The following is a 17,857-nucleotide window of genomic DNA, read 5'->3' as shown; positions in this document are numbered from 1 at the left end:
CGCGCTGCGCAGGCCAAGCCAGATCGGCGCGGCATAACACTTGGTTCGGCATAATGGCCAATCTCGTGCAGAGCGGTGCGGTGCCAATTGATCGGCTCGCAATAGGCCGCAGGCGGTGGCACTTGCACATAGTCTTCAGCCGGGACGTAGAAGGCGCGATTACCGCCGATACGAAAATCGATGCCGATCGCCCTGATCAGCTTTTCGACCGTCGGTTCGACCAAGCCTGGCGGCGGAGGCGGCGCAGTGGCCGCGATATCGGCAGGCAAATCCTCGCACTGATCGATGTTGAAGAGCGTGAAGCGCTTCAGAAACGGGATCGCCTGGGCTTCTTCACCGGTCTCGCTCGCGCGTCGCTTTTCGTCGACCGGAACGAAGCGATCGGCGTAGACGACGGTAATACCCCGCTCGCCTTTGCGGACGTGACCGCCAAGCGACAACGCCTGGCGGAAGGTGAGCCAGCTCTGACCAGCGAAGCCGCGCTCTACAACGGCCCCCCAGAGAATCAGCACGTTGATGCCACCATACCGCCGTCCGCTTGCAGCGTTCTTCGGCATAGCCAACGGCGCCTTCGCCGCTGCTGTCCCCCAGGGCTGCACCCAGGGCACACGGCCCGCTTCGAGTTCGGCGATGATCTTGTCGGTAATTTCGTCATAGAGGCACGACCGGTCCTGGCCGGCGCGCCCGTTAGGATAATGTCTGGACATCGCTAGTCTCCGCGACGGGCGTCGCGAGCCTCTCTCGCGGCTATGAACCCGTCACGGCGAGCGGAGCGCTCCTCTCACTCTGCTCTTACCGCCGCGGCCCCGATCTGTTCGGGGGGCAGATTGGCAGCCTGATCGAATGAGGCGAAAGCGGAAGCTCCCGACATGCGGCGGGCTAGAACGAGGCAGCCGAAGGAGAGCCAGCATAGCGCCGCTCGTAGGCAGGGCTTTGGGTCCGTGTCAAAGTACATTCGGAGGCATTACCCGCCGCGGAATGCGACGGGAGCTAGACCGGCAAGGGGCACCTGATTGTGCGCGAGGGATTGAAGCCGGCGGCGGGATCAGCACCACGTCATGCCCCAGCGCTTGTAGCTCCCCGCCCAATAATGCGACGCACCACAAGCCTCCGTCGCGACCTGCGCTGGCGGAAGGGCACGAAAAAAGGGAGAAACTGGCTGCGTCTCAACTGCCGCCGCAAAATCGGCTGCTCTGTGGCGTCGACGCCGTGCAACTGAAAGACGCCCTTGGACGTATCCACACCGATGCGAGTTCTTCCACGGACGGCCCTTTGTTTGAGATCTTGAACGACCTCAATCTGGCACGCTGGATGCCGTAGGGGGCCGTCCACCCCAACATGAGAGCCCGGTGCGGCGCTAGCCGCACGCCCAGGAAAAAGCAGCCAGTCGAAACTCAAGCTCGCGGAAGCCGGACTTCCTCTCTGGCCTTTGTCAGAGCATTGTAGATCCTGACCTGAAGCATGGGAGAGCGCTTCTTTAGCTCCTCCGCTCTGGCCCATGCTCCATCTCTGGTCGCGAATTCGGTCTTCAATTGGCCGTCGATTTCGAGCGCATAACCAGATGCGGGCAGTCCACGAGCGCTTGCGACCATTTCGTTCCTTTAGCGGCTTAGTGTGATCGATCACACTCTTAACCTGAGTCGGCGGGACCGGGCCAGCACGCTGGCGGCAGGCATCTGCTGCAAAACCAATGATGCAGCCGCGCGCGCCTGCTGCTGGACATGGGGCGATCGCTTGCGCGGCATCGTCATACGTGAAGGATTTCGACTGTAACTCATGGTCTGCGGCTATCGAATTCGATGAATCCCAGAAGCTTTTGACGGCTGCAATCGGCAGCACGCGACTGCTCACAAGTCAGAACCCGAAATCAAAGGCTAGCTCAACTATACGAAGATAAACCGCCGAAATTGAAAGGGTTGAAAGAACTATACCGAGGTCTACCGAGTAAGCGCCTACGCTGGATGGGAGCCCTTGTCGCGTGCAGTCGGTGCGATACTGTTGTCCGAAACCGCCCAAGAACGTCGCTCCAATGGCATGGACCTTGGTCGATGCTCGTACCAGAGAATTCCAGGGCAAAGCTCGATAACCTATCCCAATATGCATGAGTGCCGCCTCCGTCCCGCTACGAGCCTATTTCTGCAATGAACTATTTAAGATCGCCGACGCTAAAGGCCGCTGCCCATCTATCTTTCCGAGAGGACAGCAAGGAGGTTATGAGCGGAGAGGTGCTCGAAACGCTGGAGGAACTCCCGGAAAAGGAGCACTGTGGGGAGTGCGGGCACCCCGCGACAGATCACCACACCAACGGCCACTCGAATCAAGTGTCCATCGCGAATTCCGGTTGCTTTCCGGTTCGGCGACGACGCTCGACAAGCGCCCTCGCCGCGCGTTCCGCGGCGCGGGCCGAGCCGAAATGACCGCCGTCAAGGCAGTCAAAAGTGCGTTCGGATGAGAAGAAGCGAAAGCCACGTTCCTCGCTGACGACGATTCCTGCAGTTTGACCAGATATTTCGATGATGTAGGCCTTGCCCATGTGTGCTCAACGCCAGCCGCGGCGCCCCTATCTGATTATTGTGGCCTTAGGATTCGTCGACACGGTCAACAACAGACGAATGAAATGGATATCCAAAGACGGAGCATCAGCGCGACAAGCCAGTTTGTGGCAGCGTGGAAGGGAGCAAAGCTGTCGCGAATGCAGTTACGGACATCCAGCGCATCGTCATAACGAAAGCCCAATTCACGCAGATGCGAGCCGCGCGGTTACTCGTTCGCACTCCAACGACGCAAAACTAAACAAGTTCCCGCGCGCTCACCGCGAGCAACCACTTTTGCACGTTGCGAGCGTCAAAAAAATGACCTTGCAGCAAACCACGTCGACGAGCGGGCTCGTTTGGGATCGCCACGCTGTCGAAGAACATGATCTGGCGAGCGACTCGCCTTTCTAGCCACTGGCGGCGCCCGCCGTTGCTGCGCCATTGCCGACATCCTTGCTCATCATGACTTGAGGGTCGATCTTCTGTATCTGGATCGCCTTCATAGCCGAATCCCTTCTTCGACAAATCGAGCAGACGCTCATGGGCAGCTCGGGGCCTCAGCCCGCCTCTCGCGCGCGATGAAGATGGCAGACAGTCGAACCAGAGCTGGGCCGTGGCCCGCGGCCGGGCGGACCGACAAAATGAGCCTTCGGCGGTGGGCATGCCGCAGCGGCTAGCCCGCTGATGAACCAAACGTCGCCGTAGTTGGCGACCACCGCGCGCGCCGCATCTGGAGCCCAACGAAGTAGAACAAGTCGCGACCTGTAGAGGCTTGCTGGCCGCAAGGCATATTCGTGGTTGTCTCACCTTGGCCCGCCACGACGATCTCGCCCGACCGCTTTTTGATCCTCGTCAACGCACAGGCGGCGCGCTTGAATAGTCCGTGATCTAGGGCAATTAGGCGGTACGTAAAGGGCTTGATTACGATTCTTGTTTCCGTAACGCTTCATTTGCGTCCGAAGCGTACCAAGTATTTGATCTGCTTCATTGTCCCCATTTTTAATTAGCGCTAAGGGAAACACGCCAAAGATGGAACCCCCGACATACGATGCCGCCGGATTTGTCTACTCCAGCAAGAGTGGTCGGAATTAGCTCTGCTGAAGGTCAGAAGATGGTCCGACGATTTATTTGGGAGATCAGATCCATCAATGCGTCCATGGAAGAACTTCGCCAATTCCGGGCCAATGTGCTTGGTATCACAGGGTCACAGTGGATGATCTTGATGGCCTTGGCGGATTTGGACAGAGAAAATGGTGTTCCGGTCAACGTAGTCTCCAAGTTGATGCGCGTCGAGTCTTCGTTCGTCACGACCCAATCAAAGCTGCTGGAGAAAAAGGGATTCCTGCGGCGCAAGTCCTCCACAAGCGACGCCCGGGTCGTGCAAATGTCGCTGACGGACAAAGCTCATAAGCATCTCGCGAGCGTCGCGACACAGCAGGAAGCACTGGACGAGTTCGTCTTTGGAGAATTCGGCATTTCAGACTTCAATGAGTTCGTCAGCAAGCTGGCTGCAATCAGGCATCGTCTGGAGAAGGCTCGCTTGAAGGTCGCTCAGGAGTTCTGAGGATACAATCCTCAGAGATGACGCGGGGCTGAATGCCATGTCCGATCTTCCAATTTTCCAGGTTTTCTTAAAGCAGCGCGGGCGAAGGTGGTTGTGGGAGCTATGCGGGATTTTGGGTGACGAGGCGATCAGGCGGCGTGGTTTGCCGGCATGCGGATGACCTCGATGCCGTCGTTGAATCTGACACCTGCAATCACCTTCGGCAACTGATTTGTGCCTTTGAGCCGCCGCCAGGTTTTTGATGCGGCGATAACCAGCTTGAACACCATCAGCCTGGCGGTCGTTGACGACAGCGATCCTTTCGTCCGCACGGTTCTGTGCCGCACGGTCGCGAACACGCTTTCGATGGGGTTGGTCGTGCGCAAGTGATCCCAATGCTCGGCGGGGAAGTCGTAGAAGGCCAGCAGCGCGTCGCGGTCCTTGGCGAGGCATTCGACCGCCCGGCCGTACTTGGCGCGGTATTTCTCGGCGAAGACGTCGATCGCCACTTCGGCGGCCGCCCGGTTCGGCGCCCAGTAGACTTCGCGCAGGTCCTTCTTCATGTTGGCCTGCACCGAGAGCGGGACCTTGTCCAGGACGTTGACGGTCTTGTGCACCCAGCAGCGCTGGTGCCGCGTGTCGGGAAAGACCTCGTCGAGCGCCTTCCAGAAGCCGAGCGCGCCGTCGCCAACGGCAATTTCCGGGGCGACTTGCAACCCGCGCTGCTTCACGTCGATCAGGAGTTCACGCCAGCTCTGCGCGCTCTCCCGGACGCCGACCTGAAAGCCAATCAGTTCCTTCTTGCCTTCCGGCGTCGCGCCGATCAGCACCAGCATGCATTCGCCGTGGTCTTCCATGCGCGCTTGCAGGAAGACGCCATCGGCCCACACATACACATAGCGTCGCGCCGACAGATCGCGCTTCTGCCAACGCTCGTACTCGCCCTGCCACTCGGCCGTCAGCCGGGAGACGACCGCCGGCGACAAGTTCGGCGCGTCCTTGCCCAGCAGGGCCGTCAGCGCCTCCTGGAAATCGCCGGTCGAGATGCCGCGCAGATACAGCACCGGCAACAGCGCATCCAGGCTCCGAGTGCGCCGCGCCCACAGCGGCAGGATCGCCGAACTGAACCGGATCCGCTCGCTATCGCCGGCCGCCCCGCGGTCCCGAATCTTCGCCCGCGCGACCTCGACCGGTCCGATGCCGGTCGCAATCGTTCGCGCCGGGCCGTAACCATGCCGCACGACACGGGCGCGCCCGTCGGCAAGCTTCAAATCCTTCACGGTGTCAAGAAACGTCTCGACTTCGATCTCCACGGCCTGCGCCAGAAGCTGCCGCGCACCAGCTCGCAGAATATTGGTCAGTGGATCGTCGATCTCGTCGGGCTGACGAAGCGCAACTATATTGCTAGTCTCGTTCATGGCGTATCGCTCTCCTTGAGAGGTTCTGGCAGGCTCGACACCCGCCTCGATACGCCGCCTATCTCATTCCGTCATCACCCACTTTCCTGCATAGCTCTGGTTGTGGTCGGTCAGTACGACCGACGGCACGCTGGTCATGACTGGGTCGGCAAGCCGTCGATCTGCCGCCAGCTACAGAGCCAACAGAGCACTTTTTCTATTGCTGCTGAGCGCGCCCTACCGTTCGGCGACGAACACTAACCTAGAGTCTCGTCTTCGGCGCTCGCTTTCGCCTAAACTTTAGGCCTACCGTGATCTTCGCGGAATGACCCGCTCGCAGGTTGTGTCCGTCCGGAGGCCCTACAAGACTGACCACACGGCGCAGTCTCGGCGAATTCCTTCAATTTCTTTTTTGATTAGCTGTTCCACATCTTCTCTCTCGCGCTCCTTGGAAAGTCTCCCGTAGAGCGAGCAGAGGCGCGCTGTTGCTTCGGTCCAGAAATCCGGACAATGAATTACCAGCTTCGATCCTATTTAGATTGCTTGATGCAACATGAGACGCGGCCCGCATCGTCGTTGTAGAGCCACGGGTACTTGCGCTGGAGGACGAGGATCGCGTCGTTCACGTAAAAGACGAGCTTATCGATCACCTCGGGTGGCACATGCTCAGAAGTCTTCTTCATGCTCCGGTCTGGAGATTCCAGGAAGTCCACTTCGCTGCCGAGTACCGCATAGTACCCACGGCTAGGAACCAGGGTTGGAAATAGTCGCGGCTCAGTGATCACTTGAGAATGTTGGACAAGGTATCGATCCAGGAGAGCTGTGTGCCGTCGTCTGGATCGCGGGACATCAAGTACCCGCGGCGCCCGCCACGTTCCCAAGATTGGACTCGCAGCGCCTTCGGCCACTTTGCAGCGCGCCGACATCAGGAATGTACTTGAGATTTCTTCGTTGGCTTGCAGACCAGGGCGGCCTATGGGCCGCCCTACCGTGCCAGGCTGTCGGCGGGGCTTAGCAAGCTATCGCTGATGCCCGAGTCCGATTCCGAGACCCAATGCCTTCTGGCGTAGCGCACCGACAGAGCGTTTGGTCACTTTTGCGATCTTTATGACCGGAGTCCGGGCCTTCGAATGCGCCTTGAGCTCTTTGATATCTGCCTTGGTCCACTCGCGCCGCTTAACGCGTTTCTTGGTTGCTTTCTTCACGATGACTGCTCCTTTTTAAGAGGCACGGCTTGTAACACAGTTTTTCCGCAGCGACGACCGTTAGAAAAGAGCCAATCACAGGAACTCGCGCAACCGCGCAAGTTCAGTGATGTGTTCAGAGGACAACACTCCAGTTACCAATGGCGGCTGCGGAGTTGAGTGGATCTCGTATAAATGACGAGCTGGGGCCGGCTTCGCCATGAATTCTCGAATGCAGTCATCGAGCGTACCATCGACAACCAGATACGGGGTCGAGCCAGTACGGCGACGCTCGTTGTTGAGCGAGGGCCACTTGCGAAGGACCGCTCGCGCGTGGAAATCAATCTGGACTTCGTCGCCTTTGTTCATTCTAACCGCCCCCAATCAACATCTGGTTAGTGTAAGCCAATCAGGCATAGTACATGTCTGTGGCAGAGACGATGATCAAATCACAATTAGATTCGCTGAGCTCCGATCAAGCCCGGTCCCCCTTTTCATTGCATGTGCGATGGCCGATCGGCCTCGGCTTACGCACTCCGACGAGATACACACCTCGCTTAGATTTCCAGCTGATTTGACTGCTAAACATATGATGTGCAACGATACAATCTTGTTAGAACATACCTTCCATGCAGCTGATGGGCCGGCACGCATCGTGCAAAAACCCTAAGGAAATGTGAAACATCACAGCCTCGGCCGCCGCGAGAAAAGCGCTCTACGATCTTCTCGACGTCAACAATTGTCAGGCGCCAGTTAGCGAAACATATCCTGATCAGCTGCTTCTAAACATGATGCAGCTTGCCTCTATCAACCGGCTGCTCACAGTCCGTCTCATGCGATCGAGGGTTACGCAATCGCAACGGCGAACCGACTGGACACTCGCGCTGGCGCTCCTCTGCACAGCGCCGACCATCGCGTCCGCAGTCGCGTTGATCCATTTTTACGATCTGGACTGGCTCTGAATGTTTGCCGGCTCATCGTCAACGATGGTGCGCCGCGACCATAGGCGATGGTAATCCAGAGACCGGCTTATCGGTTCGGCATATTCGTTCGATTGGGTGACGCCGAACAGATAGTCGGTACCAGCGATCAGAACGAAGAAGTTATTCGCAACCATCCACGAATCACGACGCGAGATCGCCCGCGGGGCGGGTGCGACAGGTCTTCTGCACCACGTAGAGCGAGGTCGCGATTCTCAGCCTCGACGGCCGGCCCCTCCGGAGCCTCGCGACCGGCGCCTCGCCGTCGGCTGATCCGCCTCGCCTCGCATTTTTTGACCTGCATCAATACGACGGTTGCGCCATGCCGATAGAGGCTCCTCTCCCGTCAAGGTCAGGGACATGATAGATAGAAAGACTTGGCGCCCGATCATCTTCTCGTATCCGAATTCAGGCCGATATTATCGAGGGCCTGCTGCCGGGAGAGACGTCCGCGCTTGGGGACGACGACCTGCATCTGATAGCCTGTGCCGCCTGAGACGCCGTCCACTTTATCTACCTGCGGTGCGAGATCGGAGTCGAACGCGGCTCAGTCCATCTTCGCGACACGCACGCTCGCGCCTTGCGAAACCTAAGCTCGAAGCTAACCAGCGCTCGCTTGAGCGGGTCCAGATTGACTCGACCGTCGCCTGGAAGTTGTTCCGCAACATCAGCTCGACGATCTCGGTTGCCGAGAGGATCATACCCCTCCACGATTGGAAGGGCGTCACGGCGGGCAGCGCCGCGCAAACGACTTCCGCGATCGAGGCCGCGCGGCATTGGGCAAATGTCAAGCTGACTTGTTTGCCCGAAGGACTGGCGGTGTGGTTAGAGCTGTTCATAAGGTTGCCTGAAATTGTCAATCCGCGACCATGAACAGCGTCCCGAAGTCGACAACTACCTCACTTGGGAAATGATCGAAACGGCGCCCTTTGATCGCGACCTGGAGATCGCTGTGATCGAGGGCAACGCCATTCACCGGCTGGTCTTCCCTTGCCGCCGCATCTTCGGCGGCTGGATTAAGGCGAAAACCGGAGAACGCGTCGCCGTTCAGCCCACCCATTGGCGCCTCTGGCTCAAATAGCAGCGCTCCCCCCTGTACAATTCATCGTCGAGAACCGACACGCGTTTGCCGGCCAGTGGCCAGTGGCATCCCGGGCACACGTAGGCGCGCTGATCGAATGTGAGGGCCCGCCGTGAAAATATTCGACCACTCTGGCGGAATCCTTACCTTTGCGATCCTTGCCTTTGCGTTGTCCTGCGTCGATTTGTCTGATTGAAGCGGAGAACATCGCCGATTCAATCGAGGCGGAAGCGCTTCCGGCCCAGCGCTACGATTTCCCGGTTGGTCGGATGATCGCTCGGCTCGACTTGCAGGGCGAGGTTCGGCCTCTTCGTCTTCAGAAAGTGCATCAGTTCGGTCTTCTCGGTATCCGGCCCAATGATGAGCAGATCGGTGCAGTTACTGAGCGCCTCGCTCACTCTGGTGAGGAACGTCGAATCGTCGCTGACGCAGGCAGAACCGCTCGTGTTCGCTTTGTAATGAAGACGCTGGGACGACAAATGCGCGCGCACGTCCGTCGCACTGACGCCCGTTAGTCCTATTAAGAATATTTTGGCAATGAGGTGGTCGATCCAAACGACGGCGTACGCGTGCATTCGAACTGTCATTTCGTTCATGAATGGGCTCCGGTGCCTTCTTTCGCGGTTTCCTGTCTCAATCGGACCGCCAGGGCCCCTTGCGGCTGACGATGCCGATCACGGCTCCCGCACTGACAACCGGAATCTGAGTAATGTTGTGTTCTCGTCGGTGCCGGGGAGCGATGCCAGCCAGGCGCCAGACGGAGAACTGCTGCCGAGTTCGTCACGGTAAGCCCCCCCTCCGAAACCTCGCCAACGAGATAGCCAAGCCGCGTTGAACGATCTCGAGCAGCAGCTGGACGGCATCGAGGACGGTAGCGTTAGGCTTGATCATCGCAGACGAGCTGCGCATAACGTCGGTTGCAAGCATCGTCGTTTCTTCCGTTCAGCACATATGTTGACCGCCGTTGATCGAAAGCATCAACCTGTGGCAAATGGTGTATCCTCAGCCGCCGGAAACGTGACGGCGCGCCACCCGACATCCCGACGCGATGAGAGCACGCGACATAGCGGCGCCGATCCGTTTGATGCCGCCAGTTACCAATGCGACACGTGCTTGTTTCTCTTTACTTGACGTCGGACCATTGCGCGAACTGCGCCGTGGCCGGGTTGATCTCGCTCAAACCAAATCAACAAACGCGACTGGGAGACCGATCAACTTATCTTGGCAGGTCTGTGTTATGATGAAATAAGCCATTCACGCTTAGAGAGCGGCAATGTTCAGAAGCATATTGGTCCACCTTCCTACGGAGCTATCGGCTCGTGCTGCGGTGAACGGATCAGTCTCGTTCGCAGTCAGCACGGGTGCGCATCTCGATGCGATAGCGATCGGCTATGAGAGAACCATCATTCCGCTCGTTGCGATGGGCGGCGTCACCGTCGCCTCGATCTTCGAGGTCGAGCAAGCGCGAGCGCTCGAGCGAGCCGAAGCGGTACTTCGTGTCCTTGATCTCAAGGCCAGGAATGCGGGCATCTCCTACGCGAGCCACCCCGTGGGTGCGATTCCTGCTGATGCGCGCGAGATCATCTGCGCGAGTGCGCGACTGCACGATCTGACCATCGTCACACAGCCGCAGAGCGACCACGACAGCTACGATAACATCGTTCCGCAGGAGATTCTGTTTCGGGCCGGCGGCCCAGTCCTGTTCATGCCGTATACGTTCCACGGCGCATTTTCGGCCAAGCGAATCGGGATTTTCTGGGACGGCAGCCGGCTTGCCGCCCGCGCGCTGCACGACGCGATGCCGCTTCTGCGCAAAGCTGACACTCTCACTGTCATCACGATCACCGGCCCGGATGCGATCCCCGCAAAAGGGTCCACCGACCATCTGGTACGGTACCTTGCAACGTCCGGCGTTCCTGCGAAGGTCATGTCGGTCCCGGCGTCCCGGTCAATCGTCAAAGCAGTCCTCCGGTCGGTTGCGGCGGACGAAAGGCTCGATCTCGTGGTGGCGGGCGGATATAGCCACGCATGGATGAAAAAAACACTCGGCCGCCTTCCGCGCGACATGTTTCAGATGATGAGCGTCCCGGTCCTGATGTCGCACTGAGTGCGAGCTTGCTTACACGCCGATACTTCGTTCCTGCGTGCCGTCAGCTATGCTTGATCGCGGTCATCATGATCGGGGCGGTGCTGACAGCGGCCGCCGCGGATCAGGAACAATCCGCCATCTGGCGCGGCTCTATGCAATCTCTGGACGGGTCGCTGGTTTCGTCCACGCCTCGCGCGGTGGGCGCCGGGCGGATGATCGCAATAACTCCCGAGGTTGTGTCGTAGATGGCGCCCATTTCTCGTCCTGCCCGTTCATTTCCCAAGTGGATGTATGCGCCGCGGGCATCCCCTACCAATCTCGGCTTCAGTCGTCGTGGACACACCGGACATTTTGAGGCAGCGCAAAGCTTGTCCGCGGCGAGCCCGATACGTTCAGAAAAGGAAAAAAGGAATCCGAATGGGACCGGATTTGGCAAAATGCTACAGGCAGGACCGGCTGCCGCGCTACACCAGCTATCCGACGGCTCCGCACTTCTCGTCGTCAGTTCGCGAAGTCCATTACCGAACATGGCTCAAGTCGTTGCCGGTCCAACAACCGGCCTCAATCTACCTGCACGTGCCATTTTGTCGATCCATGTGCTGGCACTGCGGGCGCCACACCTCCGTCACAAAGCGTGACGAACCAATTGCGATCTATGCGGCGGGACTGCGTACTGAAGCGTACCTCGTCGCGGAAACCGTCGGTCAGCCGCTGCCGATCTCTCATATCCACTTCGGCGGTGGCACCCCGACGATCATGACCCCCGAAACGTTCGCTGACCTTGTCGGCACGTTGCGCTACTCGTTCTCTGTGCTCCCTGATGCCGAGATCGCCGTCGAGATTGATCCCTGCAGGTTGACCGAGCCAATGGCCGAGGCACTCGGCTATTGCGGGGTCAACCGTGCGAGCGTTGGTGTCCAGAGCTTCGATTTCGCTGTCCTGCGCGCGATCAATCGCCTGCAGAGCTTCGAACAGACCGCGATTTCGGTCGAGCGGCTCCGCCGCGCCGGCATCGGCCGGATCAATTTTGACCTGCTTTATGGCCTACCCCTGCAAACGGTCGCCTCGTGCCGTGATACCGTCGCCAAGTGTCTCGCGCTGAATCCGGACCGCTTTTCGGTGTTCGGCTACGCGCACATTCCTTCATTCAAAAAGCATCGGCGCAAGATCCCCGGAAGCACTTTGCCCGACAGTGGCGAGCAATACCTCCAATCCGAAGCGATCACGGAAGCTTTGATTGACGCGGGATACGTACGTATTGGCCTCGATCACTTCGCCCTCCCGAATGACAATCTGGCCCTAGCGAAGCAGAAACGTAGACTAAGACGGAACTTCCAAGGCTATACGGACGATTCCGCCGACGTGCTCATCGGTATCGGCGCAAGCGCGATCGGCCGCATGCCGCATGGATTCGTACAGAATGCCGTCGCGACGCGCGGCTACCTTCCACGTGTTGCCGAAGATCGGCTCGCTACCGTCAAGGGTTACATACTGACCGAGGAAGATCGCTTCCGCGCCGACATCATCGAACGGATCATGTGTGATATGGCCGTCGATCTTTCCCAAATATCGCGCCTTCACGGCAAGGATCCGAGATCAGCCATCGTCGATCGTTCTCAGATCGACCACCTCATCGCGGATGGCGCCGTAATCATGGACGGTGACCAGCTTTACGTAAGCGATGGTGCGGAGTTTCTGGTTAGGAGCGTCGCGTCGGTATTCGACGCCCATCTTGCGCGGTCCGCAGCTTCACCCGGTCGGGCGGTCTGAACCTACTCAGCAGACCCGAGACAGTTTCGTATCTCGAAGCACACTACCAAGAGAGGTAGTTGCAGATGGCACTCCAGTATGGCAATGGCACGCAGAGGTCAGGCTTTCCATTCTCAGAAAGTGATTCAATTGCCTGCATCGCATCTGGTTGAAGAAGAAAACTGATCGGCATCTCGCTCCGCGCGTGTCCCTGGATGCTCGACTTACCCTCTCATCGAGTTCCGCGCAGATCTTCATCGAAGAGAGGTTCCGAAAAGCAGGTTAGCCGTCGGACTAGTTGAAATCCGTCGAACAAAAGCACTCGAACGCAGGATTCGATCAACGATGGGCCTCACGTTGCACTAATCACGATTAGAATAGCGTTACAGTCAGCAATCTCGGCGAAGCACGCTAACGCAGTATCCGCTCCGCCAAGAAAGCGCACATAAGAGTCACAATTTTGCGCCGGGTGTCCGGACATGCCGCAAGATTTGGCATCGTCGACGCCACATCTGCCTGCGCGCGTTGTGCTGGGGCGAAGAACCTGCAAGGGGCTGTCCACTAACGCCGATAGGAGGCGGGAATGCAAAACAGCTATCATAGTTCCCAACACAGTTCAGCAAAGTGCTGCGCGATATGCGGCGGAAAGTTCGGTCTGATCCGCCACTACTACTGGCGAACAGCCTTTTGCTCTCAGAAATGCGTCGACCGCTTCAAGGCGCGGCGAGAGGCCGACCATGAATGGCTTCGCTGGATGGCAAGCGGCTTGAGATATGGCGCCGAGTGCCACGCAGAGTTCGAGGGGGAACGCACCTCTCAATGATCGAATGGGTTACCACCGCTCCTGCCAGCTCCTGAGAGGCAGGTGGACGCAACATGATTCTGGCTCGAGCGCGCATAATCTGTGGCAACCCCGAGATCACCGCGACTTCGTATGCTTCTGTCGTCGACAAGATCCCAGACCGGAGTAAAGCACACGAAGGGCTTACGCCATGACGTTTATGTCGATGCTATTAGGTCGGGCGGCAATAGAACCGCGAAATCGTGCTCTCCGCGATCGCCCTGCTCAAATCGCCGAGACTGCCGACGCATATCGGCAGCAGCATTTGATGGGCGTTTGCCGGGGATAAGCGCAGCGGGGTGATCGGGATGGCGCTTGGCTTCGCGATTGGCTGACCGAGTTCGGCACGCGATGTGCGGCTGACCGCTGGAGTTGCAGCCACGGATCCGGCGGTAGCGCCGATACGGCCGCCGGCTTTGATCTTCTCGTCACTCGCCAACATCGATCGGCAGCTACTTGGCTCGTGAAGACAAGAACCGTCCGTCGCCGAGCGGGAGCGGTGCAAAATTACGATCAGTGATCAGAGCGTCCGCTCCGAAGGAGCTTTAGATCAAGGCTCTCGAGAAACGGATGATCACACTTATCCATAGCGTAGATGCATTCCATCAACACAATCGATTTTGCGAGTTTGCATAGTGTCAGATAGGAAAGGTGGCCGGTTTGGAGGAATAGGATTCCAGCGATATCAAGATGATCGTCGATCTTTCTACCTCGCTTGGGGAGACGGTTGCAGGTGTCCGCCGAGCGCGGTCGATGCGGTTCCATTGCCGCCACGTTCTGCAACGATGTGCGCAAGTTTTGTCGCGCTGGCTCGACGCGACGAGTGTGCCGCAGTTCTCGCAGGTCCGCATCAATGGCGAGCCTTCGTGTGAATCCACAAACCCTTGCCATATCGGCCGTATACCACGGTACAATTGAGCCACGCCTCGGCTCTGCTTAACCTATACGACTATCGAAACAGCGATTTGCCGGATGTAAAACTCTCGTACGGACAGGCTCACTTGATCGAGGCCCCCATTCAATTGGATGGAAAATATCCGTCCCTTCGTGGCTAGAGTTTGCGGCGAATGCCCCTCGCCGTAATCGAACCGTCGGTAGTCCTCCCTCTGCCGATGGAAGTTGGTGCGATGTGTAGCAGCGTCGCTCCTCCCGGACTGACTTCCGCCCGGCCCACCGAAAGGAGGCCGGGCTTCTTTTATGTCCCTCGGCCCGATGATGGCCAATTTACCAGGAAGAGCAACGTTCCGGCGGTTTGTCACTCCGGTCGGCGCGCAGGTCTTCGAGCCCGCCAATAAGGATGCATCTTGGTTCATCCACTGCGGATCGTGGCGAGAGGATGTTCGACGAAAGCTTCCTAACCTAACCTAACCTAACCTAACCTAACCTAACCTGCGCCCTCTCGGTCAAATCGGCTCTTTCGCATTTCCGCCCTATCGCCGTTCGTCCTCTCGGAACTGACGACGCTGGATCAAATGGTGCAGAGGGTCTCGCCAATCATGACACATTCACAAAGCTAACATACGAGTTTGTGAGGTTAGATTGGCCTTCGCAACCACTTGAGCGCGGTTGCGACACGTGCTGTTGTCCGAGGGTGGACGTCCCTGATGTCTGGAATGCGTCAGGTTCTTGTGGAGGAGAAGAGTATATGCGGTTCAGTGGCAGAGGCCTGTCGATCCTGTTGTCCTTGCTTTTGGCTGCAAGCGTGAGCAAGATCGCCAAGGCCGATGAGCCCTCGCCGAAATACGCTGAGGTGCTCAGTGCTCTGCAGACCGGCAAGAATGTGAAAGTCATGCTGGACCTGAGCCGCTGTACCACCATCGATGGCGGCAAGCCCGGGCCGGCTGTGCAGGGCGGTCTGGTCATCAGTGCCTTCAGGGTAACCGCCCAGAACGGCATCAGCTTCGCCAATGCGCATCAAACCGTCGATAGCTCGGGACGGGCGGTAACGGAATACATTCGCCACAGCCTCAGCCGCGAAGGCAAGCTCACGGTGCGCGCCTCCAAGCTGGCCGTCGGGACGACCGACGTCGTAAACCAGGGCGAATTCGTCTGCGAACTGCCGGACGGCGCGAATTTCGTCTGGTAATCAGAAACAGCAATGCGCACGGCCGAGGTGTGGTTTCGCTACCCCGGATAGGCCGTGCGGACATCTATCAACACATAACACGGTAGCCGCGATCGCGACGACGGCCAGATAGCTTCTGGCCGCCTTTTCGTAGCGCCCCGTCACGCGGCGAAACTACTTCTAGCAGCATTCGAACACGTGACGCTTGTCGCAGATTGTTTGTCGAGCGGACATTCCAGTGAACCCGAGGGATTGTTGAGAATGATGGCTTGCGCCTCTTTGTCGACCGCGGATTTATGAGCCTGGATCCCAGAAGATGAAGGTTGCCTATCTCATTCTCGCCCACCGGCAGCCGGAGCAGCTTGCTCGGCTCATCCGTCACTTGCAGTCGCCCGCGGCGGACATGTTTGTGCATGTCGATGCCCAGACCGAGATCGGCCCGTTCCTGCGGGCTGTCGGCTCGGGCGCTCATTTCACGGTAAAGCGAATTCCGGTCTATTTGGGCGACTATTCGCTGATCAAGGCGGCTTTTGTTCTGATGGAGACCGCCTTGGCGACGCCTCGCCACTACGATTATTTGGTCCTGATCAGCGGCATGGATTATCCGCTGCGTTCGGCGACCGAGATCGAGGAGTTCTTTCGTGAGAACAACGGCATTCAGTTCATCGATATAGTGGCGATGCCGTCCGCGGCGGCAGCGAAGCCGCTGTCCCGTCTGACAATCTACAAAGGTCGCCCTGGTCCGCTAGGCTGGTGCACCAGCAAAGGGCGTCGGCTGCTCGGCGAACTTGGCTTGATACCAAAGAAGCGCGATTACAAGGAGTGTCTCGGCAAACTCGTCCCTCACGCCGGCAATCTCTGGTGGGCGCTGACGCGCGATGCGTGCTTCTACATCCGGAAGTTCGCCGTCGATCATCCGAAGGTCATGAAGTTCTTTGAGAACACTCATGTCCCGGATGAGATGGTGTTCCAGACCATTCTCGCGAACTCACCGTTTCGTCCGAGCATCCGGCGCAGCGTCACCTATTCGGACTTCAGCGGAGGCAGGGCAACTCCGGCGAAGATTGGCCAGCGCCATGTCGCGATGTTTCGCGCCAATCCGCGCATGAAAGTAGATTGTATCTACGGCTCCGGTGAACTGTTGTTTTGCCGCAAGGTCACGGACGCAGCCATCGCGGATCAACTCGCGGACATGATTCGACAACGGAATACGGAGGTGTGATACGCTCCGGCCGCATTGCTTGCCTGTGGTATTGGGGCGTTCGTCGCGCCTTTGGACTGGCGCCACCGCGACAAAGGTCATGATCATTCTCGCCGCCTCAGGTCCAATCACCGCTCAAGCACTCCTGCTCGGACTCGTTTTGTTATCAGGCCCGCCCTCACCCGAATGCGTGATAACGGGCAGCGTGAACCACAAGGGCGAGCGCCTCTATCACTCGGCCCGGCCACTCAATTTCGGGCAGATCAATTTGGAAGGGACTTGGTGAACGATGTTTCTGCGGCGAAGCGGAAGCCGAAGTCACGGCATGGCGAAATGCCGCGTGCTGAACGATCATGGCCACGCATGGGCTAACACCTCGTGTGCACGGTGTGCGTCGCGGCCGGATCTGCGAACCTTGTGCCAACTGGCAATTGGCATAGCCACGCCGCGTCATTCATTAAAGACTGGAGATGCCGATTTATTGCCGATGAAATATGCTATCGTTTCTATGCAACCCCGAGACGATCCCCGGCAAGATCGTGGAGATCGACATCGGGCGGGAGCATAAATGGCCAGCTTCTGATTGATGATCTTGAGCGGCCCGATGCTCCCGGGCTCTGGAAGACGCTGCACCAAGTAAGGCTCCGACTACGCCATCGCCGAAGACTGGCTGGATCTGCATGAGAGTAGCGTTCACCGAGGCCTGCGCTGAGTTGTTCGTCAGGCACTGTCCGAATTTGAGATCCATAGCCCGGCGATGGCCAATTTAGCGATAGACAGCTTCCCGCGGATCGTCTTGCACGCCTGCCTCCGGACGCACGTACGGTTTCGAGCCGGCCGATAAGAAGGCCGCTCCGGTTCATCCACTGCTTGATCGTTCTGAAAGGATGTTCGACGACAAAGTCCTAACCTGCGCCCTCTCGATCATATCGGCCGCTTTGCATTTACACCTATTGCCATTCATCCTCTCAAGGCTTTCCACCGCTGAATCAACTGCGGCAGAGGGCGTCACAAACTATGACGCCATTTCACAAAACCTTCCATACGAGATTGTGACGTTAGATTAATCTTGGTGACCACTTGAGAGCGGTTGCGACAGGTGCTGTTGTCCGAAGGACGGACATGCCTGATGTTTGGAATCCGCAAGCAAGGTGCGAACACGGGATCAGGCAAGTTGACGCTTGCGCGCCTGC

The 17,857-nt window shown here is 58.3% G+C and carries 14 protein-coding genes and 1 pseudogene; 6 read left to right on the top strand and 9 right to left on the bottom strand.

The window, feature by feature from the left end; genetic code table 11:
• The 3 genes and pseudogenes from ACFFWD_RS08060 to ACFFWD_RS08050 form a co-directional block, all read right to left on the bottom strand.
• On the bottom strand, nucleotides 1-707 hold a 707-nt coding region (locus tag ACFFWD_RS08060; protein WP_376963302.1), incomplete at its 3' end, for an ArdC family protein.
• Nucleotides 708-1,037: 330 nt separating this feature from the next.
• Nucleotides 1,038-1,299: pseudogene (locus ACFFWD_RS08055) on the bottom strand (hypothetical protein); the annotation flags it as partial.
• Between the two features lie 1,018 nt (nucleotides 1,300-2,317).
• A complete protein-coding gene (locus ACFFWD_RS08050; RefSeq protein WP_376963299.1) occupies nucleotides 2,318-2,533 on the bottom strand; it encodes a hypothetical protein in 216 nt (71 codons plus the stop codon).
• A 1,049-nt stretch (nucleotides 2,534-3,582) separates the two neighbouring features.
• Between ACFFWD_RS08050 and ACFFWD_RS08045 the strand changes: the two genes are divergently transcribed.
• Nucleotides 3,583-4,098 carry a MarR family winged helix-turn-helix transcriptional regulator gene (locus ACFFWD_RS08045; RefSeq protein ID WP_376963296.1) on the top strand — a complete coding sequence of 172 codons (516 nt, stop codon included), beginning with the start codon at nucleotides 3,583-3,585 and terminating at the stop codon, nucleotides 4,096-4,098.
• A 128-nt stretch (nucleotides 4,099-4,226) separates the two neighbouring features.
• On the opposite strand, the gene ACFFWD_RS08040 is transcribed toward ACFFWD_RS08045, so the two are convergent.
• The 6 genes from ACFFWD_RS08040 to ACFFWD_RS08015 form a co-directional block, all read right to left on the bottom strand.
• Nucleotides 4,227-5,495 carry an IS256 family transposase gene (locus ACFFWD_RS08040; protein WP_376963293.1) on the bottom strand — a complete coding sequence of 423 codons (1,269 nt, stop codon included), beginning with the start codon at nucleotides 5,493-5,495 and terminating at the stop codon, nucleotides 4,227-4,229.
• Nucleotides 5,496-6,004: 509 nt separating this feature from the next.
• On the bottom strand, nucleotides 6,005-6,157 hold the full coding sequence (locus tag ACFFWD_RS08035; RefSeq protein ID WP_376963291.1) for a hypothetical protein: 153 nt from the start codon (nucleotides 6,155-6,157) through the stop codon (nucleotides 6,005-6,007).
• 336 nt (nucleotides 6,158-6,493) lie between these two features.
• The gene (locus ACFFWD_RS08030; RefSeq protein ID WP_376963288.1) at nucleotides 6,494-6,679 is read right to left on the bottom strand and encodes a hypothetical protein; all 186 of its coding nucleotides are present in this window, start codon (nucleotides 6,677-6,679) and stop codon (nucleotides 6,494-6,496) included.
• A 75-nt stretch (nucleotides 6,680-6,754) separates the two neighbouring features.
• Nucleotides 6,755-7,027, bottom strand: a complete 273-nt coding sequence (locus ACFFWD_RS08025) for a hypothetical protein (protein WP_376963286.1) — start codon at nucleotides 7,025-7,027, stop codon at nucleotides 6,755-6,757.
• A 1,467-nt stretch (nucleotides 7,028-8,494) separates the two neighbouring features.
• Nucleotides 8,495-8,698 (bottom strand): hypothetical protein, encoded by a 204-nt coding sequence (locus ACFFWD_RS08020; protein WP_376963283.1) that lies wholly within the window; start codon nucleotides 8,696-8,698, stop codon nucleotides 8,495-8,497.
• A 236-nt stretch (nucleotides 8,699-8,934) separates the two neighbouring features.
• Nucleotides 8,935-9,315 (bottom strand): hypothetical protein, encoded by a 381-nt coding sequence (locus ACFFWD_RS08015; protein WP_376963282.1) that lies wholly within the window; start codon nucleotides 9,313-9,315, stop codon nucleotides 8,935-8,937.
• A gap of 824 nt (nucleotides 9,316-10,139) precedes the next feature.
• On the opposite strand from ACFFWD_RS08015, the gene ACFFWD_RS08010 reads away from it, so the two are divergent.
• The 5 genes from ACFFWD_RS08010 to ACFFWD_RS07990 all read left to right on the top strand — a co-directional run bounded on the left by ACFFWD_RS08010 (nucleotide 10,140) and on the right by ACFFWD_RS07990 (nucleotide 16,950).
• Nucleotides 10,140-10,826 (top strand): universal stress protein, encoded by a 687-nt coding sequence (locus ACFFWD_RS08010; RefSeq protein WP_376963279.1) that lies wholly within the window; start codon nucleotides 10,140-10,142, stop codon nucleotides 10,824-10,826.
• A 399-nt stretch (nucleotides 10,827-11,225) separates the two neighbouring features.
• Complete coding sequence (hemN, locus tag ACFFWD_RS08005) at nucleotides 11,226-12,578, top strand: oxygen-independent coproporphyrinogen III oxidase (protein WP_376963277.1); 1,353 nt, start codon at nucleotides 11,226-11,228, stop codon at nucleotides 12,576-12,578.
• A 2,465-nt stretch (nucleotides 12,579-15,043) separates the two neighbouring features.
• On the top strand, nucleotides 15,044-15,484 hold the full coding sequence (locus tag ACFFWD_RS08000; protein WP_376963275.1) for a VirK family protein: 441 nt from the start codon (nucleotides 15,044-15,046) through the stop codon (nucleotides 15,482-15,484).
• 295 nt (nucleotides 15,485-15,779) lie between these two features.
• Nucleotides 15,780-16,685 (top strand): beta-1,6-N-acetylglucosaminyltransferase, encoded by a 906-nt coding sequence (locus ACFFWD_RS07995; RefSeq protein ID WP_376963272.1) that lies wholly within the window; start codon nucleotides 15,780-15,782, stop codon nucleotides 16,683-16,685.
• 79 nt (nucleotides 16,686-16,764) lie between these two features.
• Nucleotides 16,765-16,950: a hypothetical protein gene (locus tag ACFFWD_RS07990; protein ID WP_376963269.1), complete on the top strand. Its 186-nt coding sequence runs from the start codon at nucleotides 16,765-16,767 to the stop codon at nucleotides 16,948-16,950.
• The last annotated feature ends 907 nt before the right edge of the window (nucleotides 16,951-17,857 follow it).

Origin of the sequence: Bradyrhizobium erythrophlei (assembly GCF_042430365.1) — a bacterium.
Taxonomy (GTDB): domain Bacteria; phylum Pseudomonadota; class Alphaproteobacteria; order Rhizobiales; family Xanthobacteraceae; genus Bradyrhizobium; species Bradyrhizobium erythrophlei.
The sequence above is the reverse complement of the archived record's forward strand: the minus strand, read 5'-3'. Positions and strand labels throughout refer to the sequence as shown.